General features: G+C 65.2%; 19 protein-coding genes. 8 read left to right on the forward strand and 11 right to left on the reverse strand.

All coding sequences use genetic code 11. The features are described 5' to 3' along the window. The first annotated feature begins 77 nt into the window (after positions 1 to 77). A complete protein-coding gene (locus ABIB99_RS24725) occupies positions 78 to 1,337 on the forward strand; it encodes an HlyD family secretion protein (protein ID WP_354177803.1) in 1,260 nt (419 codons plus the stop codon). Then, positions 1,285 to 2,904 carry an MDR family MFS transporter gene (locus tag ABIB99_RS24730; protein ID WP_354177804.1) on the forward strand — a complete coding sequence of 540 codons (1,620 nt, stop codon included), beginning with the start codon at positions 1,285 to 1,287 and terminating at the stop codon, positions 2,902 to 2,904. The genes ABIB99_RS24725 and ABIB99_RS24730 overlap by 53 nt, the downstream gene beginning before the upstream one ends. A gap of 154 nt (positions 2,905 to 3,058) precedes the next feature. Here ABIB99_RS24730 and ABIB99_RS24735 read toward each other — a convergent pair whose 3' ends face one another. The 9 genes from ABIB99_RS24735 to ABIB99_RS24775 form a co-directional block, all read right to left on the reverse strand. Next, positions 3,059 to 4,720 carry a tannase/feruloyl esterase family alpha/beta hydrolase gene (locus tag ABIB99_RS24735; RefSeq protein ID WP_354177805.1) on the reverse strand — a complete coding sequence of 554 codons (1,662 nt, stop codon included), beginning with the start codon at positions 4,718 to 4,720 and terminating at the stop codon, positions 3,059 to 3,061. A gap of 96 nt (positions 4,721 to 4,816) precedes the next feature. Then, a complete protein-coding gene (locus tag ABIB99_RS24740) occupies positions 4,817 to 6,271 on the reverse strand; it encodes a GntP family permease (RefSeq protein ID WP_354177806.1) in 1,455 nt (484 codons plus the stop codon). A 3-nt stretch (positions 6,272 to 6,274) separates the two neighbouring features. Further along, positions 6,275 to 7,294, reverse strand: a complete 1,020-nt coding sequence (locus ABIB99_RS24745; protein WP_354177807.1) for a patatin-like phospholipase family protein — start codon at positions 7,292 to 7,294, stop codon at positions 6,275 to 6,277. 109 nt (positions 7,295 to 7,403) lie between these two features. After that, the gene (gene serA, locus ABIB99_RS24750) at positions 7,404 to 8,648 is read right to left on the reverse strand and encodes a phosphoglycerate dehydrogenase (RefSeq protein WP_354177808.1); all 1,245 of its coding nucleotides are present in this window, start codon (positions 8,646 to 8,648) and stop codon (positions 7,404 to 7,406) included. Between the two features lie 122 nt (positions 8,649 to 8,770). Next, positions 8,771 to 10,003, reverse strand: coding sequence for a rhodanese-like domain-containing protein (locus ABIB99_RS24755; RefSeq protein WP_354177809.1), 1,233 nt, complete (start codon positions 10,001 to 10,003; stop codon positions 8,771 to 8,773). 73 nt (positions 10,004 to 10,076) lie between these two features. Continuing rightward, on the reverse strand, positions 10,077 to 11,270 hold the full coding sequence (locus tag ABIB99_RS24760; protein ID WP_354177810.1) for a PepSY-associated TM helix domain-containing protein: 1,194 nt from the start codon (positions 11,268 to 11,270) through the stop codon (positions 10,077 to 10,079). Then, the gene (locus ABIB99_RS24765) at positions 11,263 to 12,291 is read right to left on the reverse strand and encodes an extracellular solute-binding protein (protein ID WP_354177811.1); all 1,029 of its coding nucleotides are present in this window, start codon (positions 12,289 to 12,291) and stop codon (positions 11,263 to 11,265) included. Before ABIB99_RS24765 ends, ABIB99_RS24760 begins: the two co-directional genes overlap by 8 nt. A gap of 2 nt (positions 12,292 to 12,293) precedes the next feature. Continuing rightward, positions 12,294 to 14,627, reverse strand: a complete 2,334-nt coding sequence (locus ABIB99_RS24770; protein WP_354177812.1) for a TonB-dependent siderophore receptor — start codon at positions 14,625 to 14,627, stop codon at positions 12,294 to 12,296. Positions 14,628 to 14,829: 202 nt separating this feature from the next. Continuing rightward, entirely contained in the window at positions 14,830 to 15,714 is an 885-nt protein-coding gene (locus ABIB99_RS24775) for a dihydrodipicolinate synthase family protein (RefSeq protein WP_354177813.1), read from the reverse strand. Between the two features lie 178 nt (positions 15,715 to 15,892). Here ABIB99_RS24775 and ABIB99_RS24780 point away from each other — a divergent pair, with 178 nt between their 5' ends. Together ABIB99_RS24780 and ABIB99_RS24785 are read left to right on the forward strand one after the other, a co-directional pair. After that, complete coding sequence (locus ABIB99_RS24780; protein ID WP_354177814.1) at positions 15,893 to 17,305, forward strand: FAD-binding oxidoreductase; 1,413 nt, start codon at positions 15,893 to 15,895, stop codon at positions 17,303 to 17,305. 8 nt (positions 17,306 to 17,313) lie between these two features. Further along, complete coding sequence (locus ABIB99_RS24785) at positions 17,314 to 18,009, forward strand: GntR family transcriptional regulator (RefSeq protein WP_354177815.1); 696 nt, start codon at positions 17,314 to 17,316, stop codon at positions 18,007 to 18,009. Positions 18,010 to 18,015: 6 nt separating this feature from the next. Here ABIB99_RS24785 and ABIB99_RS24790 read toward each other — a convergent pair whose 3' ends face one another. Together ABIB99_RS24790 and ABIB99_RS24795 are read right to left on the reverse strand one after the other, a co-directional pair. Next, the gene (locus ABIB99_RS24790) at positions 18,016 to 18,156 is read right to left on the reverse strand and encodes a hypothetical protein (RefSeq protein ID WP_166051956.1); all 141 of its coding nucleotides are present in this window, start codon (positions 18,154 to 18,156) and stop codon (positions 18,016 to 18,018) included. A 190-nt stretch (positions 18,157 to 18,346) separates the two neighbouring features. Next, on the reverse strand, positions 18,347 to 19,285 hold the full coding sequence (locus tag ABIB99_RS24795; protein WP_354177816.1) for a DMT family transporter: 939 nt from the start codon (positions 19,283 to 19,285) through the stop codon (positions 18,347 to 18,349). 107 nt (positions 19,286 to 19,392) lie between these two features. Here ABIB99_RS24795 and ABIB99_RS24800 point away from each other — a divergent pair, with 107 nt between their 5' ends. The 4 genes from ABIB99_RS24800 to ABIB99_RS24815 all read left to right on the forward strand — a co-directional run bounded on the left by ABIB99_RS24800 (position 19,393) and on the right by ABIB99_RS24815 (position 23,053). Next, positions 19,393 to 19,539, forward strand: a complete 147-nt coding sequence (locus tag ABIB99_RS24800) for a hypothetical protein (protein WP_354177817.1) — start codon at positions 19,393 to 19,395, stop codon at positions 19,537 to 19,539. Positions 19,540 to 19,635: 96 nt separating this feature from the next. Further along, the gene (locus ABIB99_RS24805) at positions 19,636 to 21,657 is read left to right on the forward strand and encodes a YgiQ family radical SAM protein (protein WP_354177818.1); all 2,022 of its coding nucleotides are present in this window, start codon (positions 19,636 to 19,638) and stop codon (positions 21,655 to 21,657) included. 227 nt (positions 21,658 to 21,884) lie between these two features. Beyond that, positions 21,885 to 22,343, forward strand: coding sequence for an Rrf2 family transcriptional regulator (locus ABIB99_RS24810; RefSeq protein WP_354114484.1), 459 nt, complete (start codon positions 21,885 to 21,887; stop codon positions 22,341 to 22,343). Further along, positions 22,340 to 23,053: a class I SAM-dependent methyltransferase gene (locus ABIB99_RS24815; RefSeq protein WP_354177819.1), complete on the forward strand. Its 714-nt coding sequence runs from the start codon at positions 22,340 to 22,342 to the stop codon at positions 23,051 to 23,053. The genes ABIB99_RS24810 and ABIB99_RS24815 overlap by 4 nt, the downstream gene beginning before the upstream one ends. Position 23,054 lies beyond the last annotated feature (1 nt).

Consider the following 23,054-nt stretch of genomic DNA (forward strand, 5'->3'; position numbering starts at 1 on the left):
CTGTCATTCTATTGACAATTCCAAAGCTAGTCTCATTTTGGAAATCGTCAAGTTTCCTAATTCAGGGGGAGCCGGCCATGTCCGTCCACACCACCCCATCTGCTGCGACCCAAACCGCTATTCCAGCAACCGTGCCGGAGGGCGTCCTGCCCACCGCACCGACCGGCGTCCGCTGGCAAAAATTCAATCTCCGCAAGCTGTTGCTGATGGGAGCGGCGATCGTCGCGCTGGCCGGCGCGAGCTGGTACGGCTACGACTACTGGACCGTCGGGCAGTACCTCGTCTCCACCGATGACGCCTATGTGAAGGCCGACAACACCACCATCGCGCCGAAGGTCAGCGGCTACCTCGACCGCGTCCTGGTCGGCGATAACGAGCATGTGAAGGTCGGCCAGGTGCTCGCCAGGATCGACGATCGCGACTTCCGCGTCGCGCTCGACCAGGCCAAGGCCGACGTCGCCGCCGCGAATGCGACGGTGACGAGCAAGCAAGCGCAGCTCGAGGTCCAGCAAGCCGTGATCGCGGCGGCAAGAGCGACCATCGATGTCGACAATGCCGCGAAGGTTTTCGCGAAGCAGGAGAACAAGCGCTACACCGATCTCGCGGCAACGGGTTTCGGCAGCGTGCAGAACGCGCAGCAAGCGCAAGCGCGCGACGCCGGCGCAGACGCGGCGATCCAGCGCGATATCGCCAATCTCACCTCCGCCTTGAAACAGGTCGATCTCCTCAACGCCGAGATATTGCAAGCCAGGGCCGCCGCCGCACGCGCGGCCGCACTCCAGCGTCAGGCCGAGCTCAATCTGGGCTACACCACGATCGTCTCCCCGATCGACGGCGTGGTCGGCAACCGCTCCTTGCGCGTCGGCCAGTTCGTGCAGGCGGGCACCCAGCTGATGGCGATCGTGCCGGCCGAGGGCGCCTATGTCGTCGCCAATTTCAAGGAGACGCAGCTGACCCACGTGCAGGCCGGCCAGGCCGTCGATATCGAGGTCGACACCTTCCCGGGTCAGGTCGTGCACGGCCACGTCGATTCCATCGCGCCGGCGAGCGGCCAGGAATTCGCGCTGCTGCCGCCCGACAACGCCACCGGCAATTTCACCAAGGTGGTGCAACGCATCCCCGTCAAGATCGCGCTCGATGCCGCGCACGGTCCCGCGATCGCGCTGCGCCCCGGCATGTCCGTGATCCCAACCATTGCAACACGTTCGACCGCGCCGACCGCCAATGCGGCCGCGGCGCCCAAGGCAAACGTAAAGGCGAAGCTCGTTTCCGGAGGGTCGTGCCATGTCAAACAGCCTCTCACTTTCGACGCCAGCAACACCGGCCGCGACGCCTGATCCGGCAATAGCCGACCCGAACCGCGCGAGTGCCGCGATCTGGATCGCCGTGCTCGCCGCCATGATCGGCTCGTTCATGGCGATCCTGAACATCCAGATCACCAACGCCTCGCTGGCCAACATCGAGGGCGGCATCGGTACCGGCGCCGACAACGGCTCCTGGATCTCGACGTCGTATCTGATCGGCGAGATCATCGTGATCCCCCTGACCGACTATTTGAGCCGCGTGTTCTCGTTCCGCCGCTACATGCTGGCGAGCGCGACGCTGTTCGCGGCGTTCTCGGTCGCCTGCGCCTTCACACATGATTTGCCGTCGATGATCGCGATGCGCGGCCTGCAGGGCTTTGCCGGCGGCGTGCTGATCCCGATGGCGTTCACGCTGGTGCTGACCAAGCTGCCGAAGCCGCAGCAGCCGGTGGGTCTTGCGATCTTCGCGCTGTCCGTCACCTTCGCACCCGCGATCGGCCCGACCATCGGCGGCTATCTCACGGAGAACTACGGCTGGCGTACCATCTTCTTCGTCAACGTGATCCCGACCGCGGTGATGGTGGTGGCGCTCTATCTGACGCTGGAGAAGCAGAAGATGCAGCTCGGTCTCTTGAAGGAAGGCGACTGGGCCGGCATCTTCACCATGGCGATCGGGCTGTCGGCACTGCAGGCCGTGCTCGAGGAAGGCAACAAGGACGACTGGTTCTCCTCGCCCTTCATCGTCAAGCTCGCCGTGATCGCGGCCGTCAGCCTGACGCTGTTCGTCACGATCGAGCTCACGATCGAGAAGCCGCTGATCCGGCTGCGTCTCCTGACGCAGCGTAATTTCGGCTTCGGCACCATTGCGATGACGATGGTCGGCTTCGCGCTGTTCGGCTCGGTCTATATCCTGCCCGCCTATCTCGGCCAGGCGCAGGGCTACAACGCCGAGCAGATCGGCAACGTGCTGGCCTGGACCGGCCTGCCGCAGCTCGTGCTGATCCCGCTGATCCCGAAGCTGATGCAACGCTTCGACACGCGCTATATCGCGATCACCGGCCTTCTGATCTTCGCCTATAGCTGCTTCATGAACACGGCGATGTCGCCGGACTATGCCGGCGACCAGCTCTGGATTCCGAACATCGTGCGTGCCGTGGGACAGGCCATGGTGCTGACGCCGCTGACCTCGGTGCTGACAGGCGGCATCGCGCCGCAGGACGCGGCCGCGGCCTCCGGCATCAGCAACATGTTCCGCAATCTCGGCGGCGCGATCGGCACGGCGACGCTCGCGACCATCATCACCAAGCGCGAGCAGTTCCACTCCAACATCATCGGCCATTCCGTCACGCTCGGCCGCGAGGAGGTCCGTGCCCGCATCGCGCAGATGACCAATTATTTCATCGCGCACGGCGTGCCCGACCCCAACGCCGCGCGCGAGCAGGCCATCATCGCACTCGGCAAGACGGTGAAGCGCCAGGCGCTGGTGATGGGCTATTCCGACACCTTCGCGGTGATCGGCGTGGTGCTCGTGCTCGCCGCGATCGCGGTGCTGCTGACGCGGCGGGTGAAGGCGGCGGCCGGCGGGGGCGGTGCGCATTAGGAGGTCTACTCCCTCTCCCCGTCCTTACGGGGAGAGGGTCGGGGTGAGGGGCCTCTCTCCACACGTGAGATCGTCGAGGGACCTGTACCCCCTCACCCGGATCGCAAGAGCGATCCGACCTCTCCCCGCAAGCGGGGAGAGGTGAAGAGCCGCCTCACGGCGCGCAGGTGAAACTGGACGCCTCCGTGACCGGGCCGCTCTTGTAACGCGGCCAGGATGGCCAGCGGCACAGCGGCATCGCGCGGAGCGTCGCGAATGTGGGCGCCTCGACCTTTTGCTCAGAGACCTCCAGATCGCCGGGCGCATTGCCCTTCTCGACCCAGTCGACCAATGCGCTCAGCATGTCGACATTGGCCGGCGCGCCGGAGCCGACGTGGTCGACGCCGGGCGCGGTGTAGAGCCGCGCGAATTCCGCCGTCTCGGCCTTACCGAGCTTGCGTTCGACGCTCTCGAAATAGCGGATGCCGGCATATGGGCTCTGCGCATAGTCAGCCATGTGCTCGAGCATGATGAGCCGGCCGCCGCGTCCGCGAAACCGGCTGAGATCGGGATCGGTCGAATCCATCAGGCTCGAGACCTCCAGCAGCCGCGCCTTGTGCTCCTCGACCTTGTAGGTGGTGACGTCGAGCTTGGGATCGCGTGCGAACACATGTTGAATGCCGCCGGCGCCGTAGATCCAGGCGATGCCGTTGTTGGGGGCAGGCGGCTGCGCGGGTGGCGCTGTGCCAAGCCACCACGCCACCCAGCCACCGGTCGGTCCGATCGCCGCCGCATCCTCGCCCGAAACGCCCCAGCCCGGATAATCGTCGAGCCCGTTGGCGAGCGCGAACGGGAATTTGTAGGTCCCGTGCAGCGTATTCACGGCCTTGATCTGTGCATCGGTGAGGCACTGATCGCCGCTCTGGCCCGCCGCACAACGCAGCGTCTCGACCTTGAACGCTGCCTTGCAGGCCACGGGGTCCTGCACCAGCGCATTATCGGAGCCGTCGGCCTTGTCGCAAGCCTGCCGCACGGAATCGGCCACGAGCTTGACCTGCGCCGGATTGATCCAGCCCTCGCCCATGGTCGCGAGCCCCGAGCGCGTGCCGGCATGCTGCAGGCCGACCCAGTTGATCACGGGCACGCGGGCGAAGATGCCATCGAAATCATCAGGGTAACGCTGCGCCATGGTGAGGCCTTCGCGGCCGCCCTCGGACGAGCCCATGAAGTACATTTTTTCCGGCTTCTTGCCGTATGTGCGCTCCATCAGCCCAACCGCGGCGTCGCGCACCTTCTTGTAGGCACGGTGGGCGAAATTCTCGAAGGCTTCGTCATTCAGCGCGAACAGTTGCGGCGGCTCGCCTGGCTTGGACTCATGGCCGGAATCGGTGCCGTAGGTGACGAAGCCGCGCGCCAGCGGCGACGGTTTGTCGAACGGATAGGCCGGCGGCAGCCCAAGGCCGGTGATCAGCACGCCGTTAAAGCCCCCACCGCCATACTGAACGGAGCGCCCGTTCCATTCGACGGGAAGGTTGACCTGGAATTTAATCGGCGGCGCCTTGGGATCGGTTGGGTCGATGTGACCCAGCACCTTGCAGAAACCGGGATTGGCCGGCGTGATGCGCCCAGACGGCGTCGGCCCGCGCTCGGCGACAGCCAGTTGCGACGGCGCCAGCAATGTCGCGGAAACGATCTTCACGGCATCGGCGCCGCCAGCGAGGCTTTTGCAGACCATCTCCGCATCCTCCGCCAGCGTCGCCGCCGACACGGCATTCGCACTCAGCGCGACCGCCGCACCCACGAGCAATGCACACCGCTTCGCGTTCTTTCGCGTCATCGTTTCCACCCTGGCTTTCCCTATTTTTGTATCCGACGGTTGGCCGCATTCAATGCAACCTTCGCCCTTCCGTCAATCGCTTGCGCTGGCCTTCCTTCAGAACGATCCCAGCGCGCTGCCCAATGCGATTACGGCCACCAGCGCCAGCAGCGACGTCGCGATGCCGACCATCACGATGTCGAAATAGCTGTCGCGGTGCGTCAGGCCGCAGATCGCGAGCAGGCTGACCACCGCACCATTGTGCGGCAGAATGTCGAGCGTCCCCGAGCCGATCACCGCGACGCGATGCATCAACGCAGGGGCGATGCCCGTCCGAGCGGCGAGCTCGACATAGGTCTGGCCGAGAGCGTCCAGCGCAATGGTCAGGCCGCCTGACGCCGACCCGGTCAGAGCGGCCAGGATGTTGGTCGCAACCGCTAGCGAGACCAGCGGTCCGCCTTCGATCGCCAGCACCCAGTCGCGCACGATCGTGAACGCCGGCAGCGAGGCGACGACAGCGCCGAATCCGACAAGGCTCGCGACGCTGAACGCAGGCAGGACGGATGCATTGGCCCCGGCGTCCATGGTGCGGCGAAGCGCCGGCAGGCGGGCCCGATTCAGCGCGATGGTCGTGACGATGGCCGCAGTCAGCGCGACCGCGACCGACCACACGCCCGCGACGGCAGCGAGCGTCGTTTCACCAAAACGCTGCTCGGCGAGATAGCTGACATCGAGCCGCGGCAGCACCACGAGCGACATCACCAGATTCACGATGACGACCACGATCAGCGGCGCGATCGCACTCCACACGGGCGACGGCCGCTCGCTGCGCTGACCGTGCTGGAGTTCCGCCGGATCGAACTCGCGCGCGGTCGTGGCGCGCTCGCGCACGAGCTCGTCCGCGGCGGCGCGCTCGGTCGCGCCTTCGATGTCGTCGCCATAGCCTTCTCCGGTACGGCGCGCTGCGGCTTCAGCGCGGTGCAGCCACCACAACCCTGTCATGAGCATGATGAGGGAGGCGATGATGCCGAGACCTGGCGCTGCGAACGGCGTCGTGCCGAAGAACGGCATCGGGATCGCATTCTGGATCGACGGCGTGCCCGGCAACGCCGACATGGTGAAGGTCGACGTCCCCAGCACGATCGCAGCCGGGATCAGGCGACGCGGGATCGAAGCCGCGCGAAACAGCGAGCGGGCCATGGGAACGATGACGAAAAACGCAACGAACAGACTGACGCCGCCATAGGTCACCGCGGCACCGGCGAGCACCACCGCCAGGATCACGCGACGCTCGCCGAGGCGCTCCGCCATGAAGGCGGCAACCGACGTGACCGCGCCGCTGTCGTCCATCAGCTTGCCGAAGACCGCGCCAAGCAGGAAGATCGGGAAGAACTGCGCCAGAAATCCCGCCGCATGCACCATGAACACCTGGGTCAGGTTCGCAAGCAGCGGTTGGCCACCGAATAGCGCGGCGACGAGCGCCGCGAACGGCGCAAGCAGAAGCACGCTCCAGCCGCGAAAGGCGAACAGGACGAGCAGGGCGAGCCCGACGAGGAGGCCGAGAAGACCCACGTCTCAGCACTCCGCCAAGAGGACATCGAGATCGGCGGTCGAGCGCTGGCCGATATCCGCGCCGTGCTCGTCGAGAAAGGTCTCGGCCGCCAAGCGTCCCTCGGCGCGCAGCATCGAGACGAACTCCCATTCGGCGTTGAGCTTGGATGACGCGCCGAACTTCGCCAGCATGTCGCTCTTGACGCGGTGGGTCCGCATCTTTGCCCAGCGCGCGCCCTCGCCGCTGCCGGGGTCGGCCGCCTGGCGCAGCAGCGCGATCATGCGCAATTCCTTCATCAGGGGCGAATTGAATGAAATCTCGTTCAATCGATTGAGAATCTCCGCAGCCGTCCGCGGCTCTTCGAGCGTTTCGGTCGGATTGATCTGCACCAGGATCGTGTCGTGCGCATCGCTTTCGCGAATGAGCGGCGTGATCGTGGGGTTGCCCGCGAAGCCGCCGTCCCAATAGGGCTCGCCGTCGATTTCGATCGCGCGGAACATGGTCGGCAGGCAGGCCGATGCCAGCAATACGTCGGCCGTGATCTCGGCGTTGCGGAAGATCCGGCCGCGGCCGGTGCGCACCCGCGTTGCGGTGACGAACAGTTGGATCGGCGAGCGCGCGAGGCGTTCGAAATCGATGCTCTCGGCCAGCACCGCGCGCAGCGGATTGTAACCCGTCGGATTGAGATCGTAGGGCGACAGCACGCGCGACATCAGGTCGGTGAGAATGTAGAAGGGCGACGTATCGAGCGTCCAGCGCCCCATCAATCGATCGAGCGGCGAGCGCTGGAGCGGACTAAAGGCGGCAGCCTTCGAAACGCGGCGCCAGTATTTTTCGAGCGCGTCGCGCGCGCCCTCGGCGCCACCGGCCGTCCAGCCGTCCGCCAGCACGGCCGCGTTCATCGCGCCTGCGGAGGTTCCGGAGATCGCTGCGATCTCTAGCCATCTCTCTTCCAGGAGGCGGTCGAGCACACCCCAAGTGAAGGCGCCGTGCGAACCGCCGCCCTGAAGCGCGAGATCAATCAGTACGGCGTCTCGTTCCATGGCGGACACTCACGCAACTGAAGCTCAAATTCGACGTGATTGTAGCACGCCGAGGATGACAGCAGTGTGGGAGCTGTGGCCGCAAGATGCAACCGGAACGTAGGGCGGTTCAGTGCTCGAATACCAGCCGTGCGCCGACCGTGCCCTCAAGCGCGCGGATCTGCGCAAGCAGCGCGCCTGAATCCTCGCCCCCGAGGTCGGCGTCGAGCACGACGTAGCCGAGGTCGCCGGCGGTCTCCAGATATTGCGCGACGATGTTGATGTCGCGCTGGAGGAAAACCTCGTTCAGCCGCCGCAGCATGCCCGGCACGTTGCGATGGACATGGCTGAAGCGCGCACCGGCGGGACGTAAGTGCAGTTGCACCTCCGGGAAATTCACCGCGCCCATGGTCGATCCCGTGATGAAATAGTCGACCAGTTTTCGCGCGACTTCCCCGCCGATGCGCTCTTGTGCTTCCTCGGTCGAGCCGCCGATATGCGGGGTGAGGATGACGTTCTCGAGGCCCTGCACCGGGCTCTTGAAGCGATCCGAGTTCGAGGACGGCTCGACCGGAAACACGTCAATGGCTGCGCCGGCGAGATGGCCGTCGCGCAGGGCGCCCGCGAGCGCATCGAGATCAACCACGGTGCCGCGGCTGTTGTTGATCAGGAACGAGCCTGCTTTCATCGCCCGCACCTCCGTCTCGCCGATCATGCCTGCGGTCTCCGGCGTCTCGGGCACGTGAAGGCTGACGACATCGCTCTGCGCCAGCAGCTCTTCCAGCTTCTCGACCGACTCGGTGTTGCCGTGGCGGAGCTTGTCGGTGCGGTCGAAATAGATCACGCGCATGCCGATCGCTTCGGCCAGCGTCGAGAGCTGCGAGCCGATATTGCCGTAGCCGATGATTCCGAGCGTGCGGCCGCGCACCTCGCGGCTGCCGGTCGCCGACTTGTCCCAGCCGCCCTCATGCGCCGACACCGAGCGCGGGAAGATGCGCCGTAGCAGCATCACGATCTCGCCGATCACGAGCTCGGCGACGCTGCGCGTGTTGGAAAACGGCGCATTGAACACGGGAATGCCGCGCTTGCGGGCCGCCAGCAGATCGACCTGGTTGGTGCCGACGCTGAAGCAGCCGACCGCGAGAAGCCCATCCGCGGCCGCGAGCACCTCATCGGTGATCTGGGTGCGCGAGCGGATGCCGAGCAGGGACACGCCCTTCAGCGCGCGCCGCAGGTCTTCGCCGTCCAGCGCCTTGGTCAACCGCTCGACATTGGTGAAGCCCGCGCTCCGGAACAGGTCGACAGCACTGTCATTGACGCCTTCGAGCAACAGCGCCTTCGCGTTCCGCTCGGGGCTTTGGCCTGGGGCTGGCATGGAATCTCCGTGGGTCACAGCTTTGCCGCAGCTCATAGACCGCGGGGGAGATGCAGCACAATAGGGTTCGGATATGGGGAGAAGATGGCGGGGCGGTAAGTGTTTTTACGGTGGCCGCCCAGTCAAATGACGTAAAACCCATGCGTGCCGTCGAGCCGGAGTTGCTCGACGAGACCGTATTCCCAGTCGAGATAGGCCTGCATCGCGCGCTCGGAGACGTCAGTGCCCTCATAGGGCCGGCGGTAGCGGTGCGCCGGATCGGGCTTTGGCAGCACGCGCGGCGGGCCGACCTCGCGCTCTCCCTCGTAACCGCCTTCGAGGACGTAGACCTCCCAGCCCATCTGCGCGAGCCAGGATGCCGTCATGTCGGCACGCACGCCCTTGTCGTCAGTCAGGAGGATGCGCGCGCCACGCACGGGTGCGGCCATGTCGGTTTCCTGGACGAGCTGTCCGCCGGGATAAAGGCGGAAGCCGGGGAGATGGCCGGCCGCAAATTCCTCGGCGTCGCGTACGTCGAAGCGATAGAGCGTGCGATCGATCTGCGCCACGAGTGCCTTCGCCTCGTTCGCGCAGATATGGCGAACACCGGCGCGATAGGCGACGTCGCGCGCATTGGCCGGGCCGCCCTCAAACGGCCCGATCGCGCCACGCCTGTCGGCACCGTGATCGAGCGTGTGCCGCGCCAGCGTCCAGCCGATTGTGCCGTTGCGCAGCGCCCGCACCTTGTTGGGCACGCCGGCATTGATCAGCGACTGCGTGCCGATGATCGAGCGCGTGCGGCCGGCGCAATTGACGATGATGGTGGTCTCAGGGTCGGGCGCGGCCTGTCCTGCGCGCAGCACCAGCTCAGCGCCGGGCACGCTGACCGAGCCCGGAATGTTCATGGTCGCATATTCGTCGAAGCGGCGAACATCGAGGATGGCGATGTTGGCCTTGTCCGCAATCAGCTTTGCCACCTCGTCCGCGCTGAACGACGGCGTGTGGCGGCGTACCTCGACCAGCTCGCCGAATGCCTTGGAATAGGAATTGACGTCCTCGAACACCTGATAGCCCGCATCGCGCCAGGCCTTCAGCCCGCCGTCGAGCGCGCTGACATTGGTGTAGCCGAGCGCGGCAAGCCGTTCGGCGCCGGTTGCAACAAGTCCCTCGCCGTCATCATAGAGCACGATCGCGACGTCCTTGCGCGGCAACCGCAACTCGGCCTCGATCGCGATCCGGTCCGCGGCCATGTTGGCGGCAAACAGCGGATGGCCGATGGCGAAGCCGGCCTCGTATCTGAGATCGAGCAGCGCGATCTCCTCGCGCAGCAGCAGCGCGCGGCGGATATCGGCGGGGGCGACGGTGGGGAGTTTCATGGCGTGAACCCTGGCAAGTACGGCCAAGGGCTTTTGAACGATTGCCGCGCGCTTGGCTAGCCTTCGCGACCGTTCACTCGCCCGGAACCAGCCGCCCGAGCGGTGGCTGCGCGGGACGCCGCAGCCTGCGGCGCGACAGATAGAGCAAAATGCCGGTGACCGAGAACAGCGGCATCAACGCTGCTGCAATCATGAAGGCGAGCTTGCCCGGCCAGCCCAGGAACGCGCCGCGATGGATGTCGAGCACGTTCGCGATGATCTTCTCGCCGAGCGTCTTGTCGGCGTAGCGCTCCGCCGAGATCACCTGCCCCGTGACCGCATCCACGCGGAATTCGTCACGCGTGGTATCGAGCGTCGAATCCTTCGGCCACGACCGGATCCGGATGACCGTGCCGGGTCCGGCGGGCAGCGTCAGCAGCGCTCTCGAGAAATGTTTCCCCTCCTCATGCTGGAGCGTCGTCCATGCACGATCGAATCCGACCGGCTGAGCCGGCTCGGCCCGGTCGGCTGCGCGCGGCGCCTTTGCGGACATCTTGGGCTGCATCTTCGCAGCAGTGACCTCTGGGCGCGACAGCAGCCAGACGACGCCGTCCTTGTACCAGTCGAACGAGTACCACAGCCCGGTCAGCGTCATCACCAGATAGACCGGCAGCACCCAGGTGCCGATGACGGCATGCAGCGAGCGGTGCAGGCCGCGGCCACTGAGCCCGAGATTTGGCTTCAGCCACATCTTCACGCTGCCGACGCGGCGCGGCCAGCGCAGCACGAGGCCCGAGATGAGCATGACGATCAGGCCGAGCGCGGCGATGCCGGTGATCTGGCGTCCCCACCCCTTGGCATCGCCGGGGATCAACAGCCAGCGATGCAGCCTGCGTACAGTCGCGAAGAACTCCTCGCCACGCGGCGCACCCAGCACGCGCGCGTCGTAGGGATCAACATAGAGCGAGGTCGGCCGCGCGCCCTGCTCGTCACGCGCGAAGCGGACACGCACCGCCGCGGCCGGATCGCTCGACAGCGTGACGGCCGAGACCTTGCCGAGGTCCTGCCCCGCCTTGAGCCGGGCCACCAGTTCGTCCGGCATCAACGCCGGCGCCTGGCGCGGCGCGACCTGCATGATACCGCTATTCAGATAGTCGCCGATCTCGTCCTCAAAGCTCATGATCGCGCCGGTCAGCGCGATCAAGGCCAGCAGCAGCGCGAACACGAGGCCCGCGATCGAGTGAATCTGGTGCAGAGCGGCCTTGATGTGATGCCCCACCCTACTCATCGAAGCCAACCTTCTTGATAAGCGAGATCGCGGCCCGCTGACGTGCGGCGATCTGGTCGATCGACGCTGCATCGGCGATGAACGTGCCCATTTCGGCAACGATGGGGGCACGCTCCGCTGCTGCAAGCACGGGGTATTCCAACTCGGCAGCGGCAAAGATCCGCTGCGCTGCCGGCGTGACAAGGAATTCGAGGAATTGTCGCGCCAACGCCGGATGCGGCGCCTGTTTCGCGATGGCCGCGCCGGTGAGGTTCACATGCGTGCCGCCGCCCTTGAAGGTCGATGGCACCGCCTTGACCTCCGTCGCCCAGGCACGCCAGTCGGCCCCTTCGCGTCCGTCGCGCAATTGCGCCAATGCCACGGTGTTGCCGATGCCGATCTTGCACGTGCCTTGCGCGATCTCGCGGATCACGTCGTTGTCCTTGCCATCAGGCTTATGAGCGAGATTGGACTTCAGGCCGGCGAGCCAGGCCTCCGTCGCGGCCTCGCCGTGATGGACGAGATAGGCCGCAACCAGCGCGACATTATTCTGATGCAGCGGCGAGCGCATGCAGAGCTTGCCGCGCCATCTGGAATCGGAGAGGTCTTCATAGTCGATCGAAGCAAGCGCGCTGTCCTTGCGCACAAATGCAACACGCGGTCGGACGGAAAGCGCAAGCCATTGCGTACCGTTACCACGAAGATTTGGAGGGACGACCTGGTCGAGACGAGACGACGTGAAGGCTTGCGTCAGACCGCGGGTGGTGAGCTGGGTCGTCTTGTCCAGCCCGATCGTCATCAATAGGTCGGCAGGCGACGTGTCACCTTCCGATACCAAGCGCTTGACGAGACTGTCCTCGACGAAGACGATTTTCACCTTGACGCCGCTGGCTTCCGTGAAGGCCGCAACGACAGGCTCGACCAGGGCAGCCTCCCTGGTCGAATAGAGCGTGATCTCCTCGGCGCGGCTCGCACCTGTGGCAGCAAGGCAGGCAGACGCCGCCGCGATCAGGACCGCGATGGCTTTGTGCCGCACCGCCATCGCTAGAACTTCACCGTTGCCGACAGCGACACGCGGCGCGCATCGCCGATCGCGACGTTCAGATTGTTGACGGCGGAGGGATAATAGACGGTGTCGAACAGGTTTTTGACGTTGAGCTGATAGATCACCGGCGTGTTCTGGTATTTCGTCTCATAGGTCGCGAAAATATCGGCGACCACATAGGACGGCAAGAAGAAGCTGTTGATCGCATCACCGGGACGATCGCCGACATAGCGCGCGCCGCCGCCGAGGCGGAGCTGTCCCGGCAGAGCCGTGCCGAAGTCGTAGACCAGATAGAGCGAGGCCGTGTTCAGCGCGACGTTCTGCAGCTTCATGCCGTAGAGCGACCGATCTTCGGATGCCGTCACCCGCGCGTCGGTATAGCCATAACTGCCGATCAGGGCCCAACTGTCGGTGAGCCTGCCGGTCACGTCCAGCTCGACGCCGCGCGAGCGGGCGCGGCCGACGGTATGGAGTTCCACCACGCCTGCGCTGTTCGTCTTCGTCGTCTGCACGTTCTTCTTGTCGAGATCGTAGAGCGCCAGCGTACCTGAGATGCGCTTGTTCAAATCGAACTTCACGCCTGTCTCGTATGACACGCCTTCTTCCGGCGCGACATTGGAGTCGATCACGATGCCGATCGGTGCAATGGTCGAGTTCGGCTTCAGCGACTCGGTGTAGCTCGCATACAGCGAGACCTCCTCGGTCAGCTTGAGAATGGCCCCGCCGAGGGGAAGCACCTTGTCTTGCGACACGTTGGTATTGGTGACGAACGGTTTCCCGCGCCCGGCGATCTGGTCGTAGTCCATGTAACGGACGCCGCCGACCAGCGCGAACCGATCGGTGAGATGCAGGGTGTCCTGGAAGAACAGCGACCATTGGCCGAGCTTGTCGGTCTGTGCGCTATCGCTGTTCGACACCGTCGTGCCCGGTCCGACCAACCCGTAGACGGGATTGTAGACGTTGATGGCGGGAGTCGCCTGCCGGATCAGATTGTCGCGGTAGATGGTGCGATACTGGCCGTCGCCGCCGAATACCACCTCGTTGCGCATATTGCCGAGCCAGAAGCCGCCGGAAATGTACGACGTTCCATAGCTGGCATTGCTAAGCGAGCCCTGCGTGCCGTCGTTGCTGCGCGTCTCGACGCCCGTCGTGAAGTTGAGGGTGGAGATGCGGAGCTGTTTGGCGCTGAAGGTCTCGGTGTTGTAGCTGTAGCCAGCGTAGAGCTTCCAGTCCTGGTTGAAGCGGTGCTCGACCGAGGCCTGCAACAGGTCCGACGTGCCCCATGTGTTGTTGAAAGGTTCGTCGAGCCGGCGGTCGGCGGGAACCGCCAGCGGCGCTTTCGTCACCGGATTGAACGCCGTGCCGCGATCGAACGGATAGATGAACTCGCGATGCTCGTAGTTGAGCTGGACCGTGGTGTCCTGGCCGTACCAGGCCAGCGACGGTGCGACCAGCATCTCGCGGTGACGGCCGAAATTGCGCCAATAATCCTCGCTGACGCCGTAGCCGATGAAGCGATAGGCAAGGCCCTGATCGCCGATCGGACCGGTAACATCGAGCAGGCCGTCGGCGCCGGTTTTCGAAGCACTGAATGCCGAGCCGAGCAGCGTGACCGAACCGTGCTGATAGAGCTCCGGGCGCTTGCTGATCGTGTTGACGATGCCGCCGGGGTCCATGATGCCGTAGAGCAGCGAGGCCGGCCCCTTCAGCACCTCGACGCTTTCGACCGCGGGATTGAAGCTGCGGCCCTGCACCAGCGGCATGCCGTTGCGCATGATCGAACCGTCACGATTATCGCCGAAGCCGCGGCGGATCACCGCGTCCTGGCTGCCGGCGAGCGTGTTGGTCTGAGTGATGCCGGAGACGTTGATGAGCGCATCGTCGATGTTCCGCGGGAGCTGGTCCTTCAACACCTGTTCAGGCACGATGTTGACCGCCTGCGAGGTATCGAGGGGCGAGGCGCCGCTGCGCAGTGTGGTCGAACTCGGCATCGCGCGGTAACCGAGCTTGGCAGCCTGCTGCGCGGCGGCCGCGGCTGCTGCACGTTCCGATATTGTCGGTGCTGCTGGTGTGGCGGCATTCCGGCTGCGCTGGCGCGCGGCGGCTTGCGTCCGGCGCTGGGGCGATTCAGATGCGCGGGCCGGCTTCGGTCGCTGCACCGGCGCTTCCACTGTCACCGGCGGCAGCGCTGACTGCGCCTGCGCGGTCGTCGTGTTCGAGGGGGATTCGACGAGCAGCACCGCTGCGCCGAGGAGAAGACCTGCACGGCTCTTGCCGGCATGATGACGATGGCCGCTGACGCGTTGGCCATCCACGAGGGCACGCACTTTCATTCCACTTCAAGTCAAGAACATTGAAGTGTGCGCCTGTAACAGTCGGCGGGATCGAAGAGAACCGTAGGCGAGCTTGAATCGCTCTAGTGTTGAATCGTTCTAAGCGCATCAGCGCACCGAACGGCAATCACCAATAGACGTCGCAGTTATCGCAACACGCTGCACGCGAATCCGCGGCAACGTGTCACGAAGATTTCATATCTCACGCGATGGCAGGAGCAATCAGCTCGTCAATCTTTCGCTTGAGCGCCGCGCCATCGGACGAGGCACGGAACGGCGGGCGTACGCGCAGCCAGCCTGCGTCGCCCGTCTGTGCGGCGAGGATTGCCTTCAGCGTCGCGAGGAACGACGGCGTGTTCAGCACGACATCGGTCGCGGCTTGCATGCGCGCCTCGACGTCCTTGCCGTCAACCATGCCCTTGACCAGCTCGGGCACGACGTTGGCCATGCCGCAGATGGTGCCGGCGCCGCCGGCAGCGATCGCGCGGGTGATGTCGGCTTCGTTGCCGACGGTGATGGCGAGCTCGGGGCTGGCTGCGCGGAACGCCTGGAACTGCTTGAAGTCGCCGCTGGAGTCCTTCAGGCCCGCAACCACCTTGCCGTAACGCTTGCGCAGGTTCGCCGCGACACCGGTCGGGATCGCAACGCCGGAGACCTGCGGGATATGATAGAGCGATGCGCGCAGGCGATCGTCGGCGACGCCGTCGATGATCGCGGCAAACGCGTCCTCGATTCCCTCGGGCGTGACACCACGGTCGAAATAGGGCGGCAGATACAGCACGTGGCGCAGGCCGAGGCCGAGCACGGTGCGCGTCAGCGCGATGCTGTCGGTGATGGCGGGAAAGCCGCCGCCGATGCCGATACGCTCGGGCGCGACGCCGGCCTTGAGCACGGCCTCGATGGTCGCGATACGCTCGGTGACATTAAAGGAGGTGCCCTCGCCGGTGGTGCCGAACAGCACGACGCCATCGACGCCCTTACTGAAGAGCTGCCTGGCGTGAGCGGCGAGCTTGGCGGAGTCCACGCTGCCATCAGTCGCCAGCGGCGTCGCCGACGCCACCCAGAACCCGCGAATTGCCTCCGTCATCTCACCACCCATTGCTGCGGTCCCGGACTAAGCCCCTGATCTCGAACGATCTTAGGAGGCCTTCCGAGCCTTGTTTTTGCTTTACTTTTTATGTTGTACCTTACATACAAGACGGACGCAAATCCTTTCCACCATCACGGCGCGCATGAGACGCAGCCAGATTCCGAGGAGGTCTCGCATGAACATGGTGAGCCCCATTGAGCGTCCCGATCAGTTGCTTGGCGCCTTGCGCGACAAGCTCGGCGCGGCCGCCGTGCTGATCGGCACCGACGTGCCCGCGCGCAATTGCAACGACTGGAGCGCGAGCCTGCCACAAGCGCCGCTTGCGGTGATCCGACCGGTCGATGCGCAAGGCGTTGCCGATGCGATTGCGACCTGTCGGCAGGCGCGGCTGCCCTTCGTGCCGCAGGGCGGATTGACCGGACTGTGCCGCGGCGCATCGCCCGAAGCAGGCTGGGTCGCGATCTCGCTCGAGCGCATGACCGGCATCGAGGAGATCGATCGGGCGTCAATGACGATGACGGTGAAATCGGGCACGCCGCTGGAGACGATCCAGAAGGCCGCGGACGAAGCCGGTTTCTTCTTTCCGCTCGACCTCGGCTCGCGCGGCTCCTGCGCGATCGGCGGCAATCTCTCCACCAATGCCGGCGGCAACCGCGTGATCCGCTACGGCATGACGCGCGAACTGGTGCTCGGCCTGGAGGTGGTGCTGCCCGACGGCACCATCATCACCAGCCTCAACAAGCTGATGAAGAACAACGCGGGCTATGACCTCAAGCATCTCTTCATCGGCTCCGAAGGCACGCTCGGCATCATCACCCGCGTGGTGTTGCGGCTGTTCCCGAAACCGCGCTCGACCATGGCGGCGCTGTGCGCGCTGAAGGACTATGCCGCGGTGATCGCCCTGCTCGATGCCGCGCGAAGCGGGCTCGGGCCGTTGCTGTCGGCATTCGAGGTGATGTGGCCGGACTATTGGGACGTGATCACGACGCGCGCCGGGGTGAAGCCGCCGGTCGCCGCAGGCCACGGTCTCTACGTGCTCGTCGAGGCCCAAGGCACCGACGAGAGCCTGGATGCACCGCGTTTCCAGGCCTGGCTCGAAGAGCTGATGGAGCACGGGCTGCTCGCAGATGCCGCCGTGGCGCAATCGCTGGCGCAGACGCAGGCTTTCTGGCGCGTGCGCGACATCTGCGCCGAGTTCGGCCAGGTGCTGGGCCCGCACATCTCCTACGACATCGGGCTTGCGGTGGCGCGGATGGACGAGTTCGTCACCCGCTGCAAGGCCGCGCTGGCCTCCGGCATCAAGGGGTGCGAGAGCGTCTATTACGGCCATATCGGCGACGGCAATCTGCATCTCGTGTCCTGGGTCACCGGTCTTTCCGTCGAGCAGCAGCCGAAGGAAGAGATGGACGCGATCATCTACGGTCTGGTGCGTGAACTGGGCGGCAGCGTCTCCGCCGAGCACGGCATCGGCACGCTGAAGAAGAAGTGGCTGGGCCATGCCAGGAGCGAAGCCGAGATCGCGTTGATGCGGACGCTGAAGGCCGCGCTCGATCCCGATCACCTGCTCAATCCCGGCAAGGTGATCTGAGACAGCAGATGCGATCGCTCAAGCTCGATACGCCGAAATCGCTCTCGCAGCGGGTGGTGCTGCGGCTGCGCCAGGCCATCATCGACGGCGAGTTCGCGCTCGGCGCCGCCATCTCCGAGGAGATGGTGGCAAACTCCTTCGGCGTCAGCCGCACGCCGGTGCGCGAGGCGATGGGCCAGTTGCAGGCGCAGGGCCTGGTCGTGATCCGGCCGCAGGTCGGCAGCTTCGTGTTCACGCCGAGCGCGGACGACATCACTGCGCTCTGCACCTTCCGGATCGCGCTCGAGCCCAAGGCCGCCGAGCTCGCGTTTCGTCATGATCGCGACGGCACGATTGCGACGATGAGCGAGGCAATCGCGGCGATGGAGCCGGCGATCGCAGCGAAGGACAACATCGCCTATGGCCGCGCCGATGCGAGCTTTCACGAAGGGTTGTTCGCGCATTGCGGCAACCGCTATCTCATCGAATCCTACCAGCTCGTCTCCGGCCGCGTCGCCGCGCTGCGCACCAATCTGACGTCGCCGATCGACGTGCGCACCCGCTCGTCCTTCGACGAGCATCGCAAGCTGCTCGATCTGTTCGCGCGCGGCGAGTTCGCGGCCTTCGAAGCGCTGATGACGACGCACATCACCAATTCCGGCCTGGTCTATGCCAAGGCCTTGAAAGTGGAGGCCTTGAAAGTGGAGGCGCTGAAGGTGGACTGAGCGCTTCTACCCCGCGTCCTTCGATCCCGGCCTGTCCAGAAAATCCAGCGCGGTGTTGATCTGTTCGAGCTGGTGCTCGATCTTGTCGCGATCGTCGACCGACTGCACCTTCTCGAGCTGTTCCACAAGCTTCTGCTTCCGTGACAACAAGTTCTCTATGACCGTACTCACAAGTCCCCCATCGCCCCGAAACGAAGCGTCGAGGCAAAATCCGGTTACGGCACTGGCGCCGGGATGGTCGGGGCGCGCGCGAGCATGGCTCGCACCGGTCCCTTGATCAGAATGTTCGCGGAGGCGGTTGGTTCCTGCGAATGAACCACAACTCCGATCGATGGAACTATTTGCGCAGGCTCGCCCAGACCCCGCCGAGGATCAGCACACCGCCGAACAGATGGATCAGTTTTGGCGGTTCACCGAGAATTGCGAACGACAGCAGGGCGCTCGCGATCGGTCCGAGATAAAGCACGAGCGAGGTTCGGACCGAACCGAATTTGCCGCCGAGCCAGGCAAAGCCGGCATAGGCGAGCAGCCCGGGAACGATCCCGGCGAAGACGTAAGCCGACACCGCTTTCGTGCTGAAGACCTGCGCCGGCGTGGTCCACATCTCGATCAGCGCCTGCGGCAGCGAGAACAGCGCGCCGGCGCCTGCGAACAGGCTCATACGCGCCAGCAGCGACGCCTTGGGCGCCGCGCGCGATTGCAGCAGCGTGTAGCCGGACCAGCCGAGCATCGCGATCACGACCAGGCCGTCGCCCGCTGCCGTCTCCAGTGCGAACAAGGTCTCCGGATGACCGCCGGAGATGATGAGCAAGGCGCCGGCGAGCGCAAGCGCTGTGCCGAGCCATTGCAGCGGGCCGACATGCTCGATGCCGAGCAACGCAGAGATCATCAGCACCGTGATCGGCGACAGCGCCATGATCAACGCGATGTGGATCGCCGTCGTCGAGATGCCCGCGGCATAGACCGGGCCGCCGCAGAGGAACATGCCCATGAAGCCGGCGGCGAAGATCGGCCAGATGTTCTTGCCGAGTGGCACGCGGCCGGCGCGGATTTCGGCGAATGCGATCGGCGCGAGCCCGATGGCAACGATGCTCCAGCGGAAGAAGGCGAGCGCGAAGGGCGGGACCGCGCCCGCAAGCCCGCGCGCCAGAATTTGATTTGAGGCCTGCGCGGTCGCCACCAGGATGAAGCCGATCAGCGCAACCGCACCGAGCCAGGCCTCGGTGGACGGCGCCGCACCGGCGTCGTCACCGCCGTCAGAAGTTTCCTTGCCCATGGAGCAATCGGATATCCGATGTCGGCCGCGGTGAGAACCCGCAAGAGGGATCGCTCATATGCATATGCGGCACGCGCACTGTTCCGGGCGGCGAGGCGATGCGCGCCATGCGCAAGGCCTGGATCGAGGCGGCGCTGCCGGGCTCGACGGTGACTAATCTCCGCCTCGTCGAGAATGCCGTGCGGATGGTCCGCCAGCATGGCGGCGAGCCGGCCACGACTGCCGAGGTCCGGCAGGGGTTCGCGAACGGTTAACGCGCTCCCGCAAGCCGGTTTGCCCCTGGCGGAACCGCAAATCTTCACGCGTCCGTCGGTTGTATTCGTACGCCCGGAGTCCTATGCGTAGGCGCCATGGACATCCAGATCATCACCGCCGAAAAGCCCCTGATGGCGCAGGCGCGCCCGCGCAAGCCGGCGCCGTTCCTTCCCATGAGCCGCGCCGAGATGGACGCGCTCGGCTGGGATGCCTGCGACATCGTGCTGGTGACAGGCGATGCCTATGTCGACCATCCGAGTTTTGGCATGGCCATCATCGGCCGGCTGCTGGAGGCGCAGGGCTTTCGGGTCGGCATCATCTCCCAGCCCGACTGGCATTCGGCCGATCCGTTCAAGGCGCTCGGCAAGCCAAAAGTGTTTTTCGGCGTCACCGGCGGCAACATGGACTCCATGGTGAACCGCTACACCGCGGACCGGCGCATCCGCAGCGACGACGCCTATACGGCCGGCGGCGAAGGCGGCAAGCGGCCGGACCGCTGCACCGTCGTCTACGCGCAGCGCTGCCGCGAGGCGTTCAAGGATGTCCCGATCGTGCTCGGCGGCATCGAGGCCTCGCTGCGCCGGATCGCACATTACGATTACTGGTCCGACAAGGTGCGCCGCTCGGTGCTGGCCGACGCCAAGGCGGACCTGCTGCTCTATGGCAATGCCGAGCGTGCCGTCGTCGAGGTGGCCAACCGTCTTGCCGCCGGCGAAGCACCGCGCGAGCTCAGCGACATCAGGGGCGTCGCGCTGTTCCGCCGCGTGCCCGAGGACTATTCCGAGCTGCACGCCGACGATCTCGACTCCGCTGACGAGGGCGCATCGCGGACGAAAGGCGCCACCGTCATCCGGCTGCCGGCGCTGGAGCAGGTCGAGCAGGACAAGGAAGCCTATGCGCGCGCTTCACGTGTGCTGCATCGTGAGAGCAATCCCGGCAATGCGCGGCCGCTGGTGCAGCGTCACGGCGATCGCGATCTCTGGCTCAATCCGCCGCCGATCCCGCTGACCAGCGACGAGATGGACGCGGTCTACGACCTGCCTTACGCACGCGCGCCGCATCCCTCCTATGGCGAGGCAAAGATCCCCGCCTGGGACATGATCAAGTTCTCGGTGACGATCATGCGCGGCTGTTTTGGCGGCTGCACCTTCTGCTCGATCACCGAGCATGAGGGGCGCATCATCCAGAACCGCTCCGAGGGTTCTATTCTGCGCGAGATCGAAAAGATCCGCGACAAGACGCCGGGCTTCACCGGCGTGATCTCCGATATCGGCGGCCCCACCGCCAACATGTACCGGATGGCGTGCAAGGACCCGAAGGTCGAGGCGGCGTGCCGAAGGCCGTCCTGCGTCTTCCCCGAGATCTGCCCGAACCTCAACACCTCGCATGATGACCTGATCCGGCTCTATCGCAAGGTGCGCGAGACCAAGGGCATCAAGAAGGTGATGGTCGCCTCCGGCGTGCGCTACGACCTCGCAGTCGAGAGCCCCGAATACATCAAGGAGCTCGTCACCCATCACGTCGGCGGCTACCTCAAGATCGCGCCCGAACATACCGAGCGCGGCCCGCTCGACAAGATGATGAAGCCGGGCATCGGCGCCTACAACCAGTTCAAGCGGATGTTCGATGCCGCGGCCGAACAGGCCGGCAAGAAATACTATCTGATCCCGTATTTCATCGCGGCGCATCCGGGCACGACCGACGAGGACATGATGAACCTCGCGCTCTGGCTCAAGAAGAACCGCTATCGCGCCGATCAGGTGCAGACCTTCCTGCCCTCGCCGATGGCGACCGCGACCGCGATGTACCACACCGGCGTCAACCCCCTGCGCGGCGTGCGCCGCGGCGGCAGCGACAAGGTCGAGGCGATCAAGGGCCTGCGCCAGCGAAGGCTGCACAAGGCGTTTTTGCGCTATCACGACCCCGACAATTGGCCGGTGCTGCGCGAGGCCTTGATCGAGATGGGCCGCCGCGACCTGATCGGCTCGCGTCCCGACCAGCTCGTGCCCGCGCATCAGCCGCCCGGCACCGGCAAGGCCGCCGGCACACGGCGACCGGTACGCCCCGGCGGCAAGACGCAGCGGTTCACGACCAAGGGCCTGCGGGTGATGAAGTAGGCAAGAGCCGGATGAGATCCGGTTCGGCCTGGCGCTTTCGTGCCCCCCAAACAAAAATGTCGAAAACAACCCCATGCACAGTAGCCGGCATGAGCGGGATCAATGGCTTAGGCGGTCTGCGGAGTCGCTGACCCGTCGGGCAAAACAGGCGCGGGATGGCAACGCGTTCCTTACGCACGCACCGAAACTGGTTGACCTCAGCGCAATCATGTAACATATGAAGTTACATGAAACGAGACAGCCGATTATCGGGGGTCCTCCACGTCCTCCTGCACATGGCGCAGCAGCCTGGCCCGTTCACGTCCGAGACGCTGGCGAAGGCCATGGACACCAACCCGGTGGTGATCCGCCGCATCATGGCGGGCCTGCGAGACCTCGGTTACGTCCGCTCCGAGAAGGGGCACGGCGGTGGCTGGACGCTGGCTTGCGATCTGTCGAAGGTGACGCTGCGCGACGTCTACACCGCGCTCGGCAGCCCCTCGATTCTGGCCATGGGCAACCGGACCGAGGCGCCTGGCTGCCTGGTCGAGCAGGCCGTCAATGCCGCGCTCGATCAGGCCTTTGACGATGCAGAGGCGTTGCTGCTGTCGCGCTTTGCCGAAGTGACGCTGGCGATGCTGAGCGACGATCTGCGCAGGCGCCTGGGTGCGCGAAAGCTTCACAGCATGAGCGCGCATCACGCGTGACCCGCTCCCCTCAGCAGGACAACATCGTGACCGACATTCAAAACGCGTTCTCCGATCCGCAGATGGTGGCGAAGTACACCGAAGGGCCGCCACGGTTTGTTCCCGGCTACAATTCGATGCTGTCCATGGCGGCGATCCTTTTGGGCGAGCGTGCGCGTGAAGATGCGCGAATACTTGTTCTTGGCGCCGGCGGCGGCCTGGAGCTGAATGCCTTTGCGCAAGCGCAGCCGCGCTGGACCTTTGATGGCGTGGACCCGTCCGCGGCGATGCTGAATCTCGCGAAGCAGACGCTGGGCCCGCTCGCGTCGCGCGCGCATCTGCATCAAGGCTATATCGACGATGCGCCGGAGGGGCCGTTCGATGGCGCGACGTGCCTGTTGACCCTGCATTTCGTCGATGTCGAGGAACGGCTGCGAATAGCGTCCGAAATCCGCCGCCGCCTCAAGCCCGGCGCGCCGTTCGTCGCGGCCCATTTCAGCATCCCCGGCGACGACGATGAACGGCCGCTTTGGCTCTCGCGGTATTCAGCCTTTCTCGCTGCAGCCGGGGTCGAGCCCGACAAGGCGGCCGCCGCGCGGAAGGCGGTCGATGGGCAATTGAGCATCCTGGCGCCCGCGCGAGACGAAGCAATTTTGCGCGACGCAGGCTTCTCCGTCCCAACCCTGTTCTACATCGGCTTCACGTTCCGCGGCTGGGTCGCCTACGCCTGAG

The sequence above is a fragment of the Bradyrhizobium sp. LA6.1 genome, from assembly GCF_040547805.1.
GTDB lineage: Bacteria > Pseudomonadota > Alphaproteobacteria > Rhizobiales > Xanthobacteraceae > Bradyrhizobium > Bradyrhizobium barranii.

Coding starts and splice junctions, on each gene's coding strand:
- ABIB99_RS24725 (WP_354177803.1), top strand. CDS start 78: ATGTCCGTCCACACCACCCCATCTGCTGCGACCCAAACCGCTATTCCA.
- ABIB99_RS24730 (WP_354177804.1), top strand. CDS start 1,285: ATGTCAAACAGCCTCTCACTTTCGACGCCAGCAACACCGGCCGCGACG.
- ABIB99_RS24735 (WP_354177805.1), bottom strand. CDS start 4,720: ATGACGCGAAAGAACGCGAAGCGGTGTGCATTGCTCGTGGGTGCGGCG.
- ABIB99_RS24745 (WP_354177807.1), bottom strand. CDS start 7,294: ATGGAACGAGACGCCGTACTGATTGATCTCGCGCTTCAGGGCGGCGGT.
- serA (WP_354177808.1), bottom strand. CDS start 8,648: ATGCCAGCCCCAGGCCAAAGCCCCGAGCGGAACGCGAAGGCGCTGTTG.
- ABIB99_RS24755 (WP_354177809.1), bottom strand. CDS start 10,003: ATGAAACTCCCCACCGTCGCCCCCGCCGATATCCGCCGCGCGCTGCTG.
- ABIB99_RS24760 (WP_354177810.1), bottom strand. CDS start 11,270: ATGAGTAGGGTGGGGCATCACATCAAGGCCGCTCTGCACCAGATTCAC.
- ABIB99_RS24765 (WP_354177811.1), bottom strand. CDS start 12,291: ATGGCGGTGCGGCACAAAGCCATCGCGGTCCTGATCGCGGCGGCGTCT.
- ABIB99_RS24770 (WP_354177812.1), bottom strand. CDS start 14,627: ATGAAAGTGCGTGCCCTCGTGGATGGCCAACGCGTCAGCGGCCATCGT.
- ABIB99_RS24775 (WP_354177813.1), bottom strand. CDS start 15,714: ATGACGGAGGCAATTCGCGGGTTCTGGGTGGCGTCGGCGACGCCGCTG.
- ABIB99_RS24780 (WP_354177814.1), top strand. CDS start 15,893: ATGAACATGGTGAGCCCCATTGAGCGTCCCGATCAGTTGCTTGGCGCC.
- ABIB99_RS24785 (WP_354177815.1), top strand. CDS start 17,314: ATGCGATCGCTCAAGCTCGATACGCCGAAATCGCTCTCGCAGCGGGTG.
- ABIB99_RS24795 (WP_354177816.1), bottom strand. CDS start 19,285: ATGGGCAAGGAAACTTCTGACGGCGGTGACGACGCCGGTGCGGCGCCG.
- ABIB99_RS24800 (WP_354177817.1), top strand. CDS start 19,393: ATGCGCAAGGCCTGGATCGAGGCGGCGCTGCCGGGCTCGACGGTGACT.
- ABIB99_RS24805 (WP_354177818.1), top strand. CDS start 19,636: ATGGACATCCAGATCATCACCGCCGAAAAGCCCCTGATGGCGCAGGCG.
- ABIB99_RS24810 (WP_354114484.1), top strand. CDS start 21,885: ATGAAACGAGACAGCCGATTATCGGGGGTCCTCCACGTCCTCCTGCAC.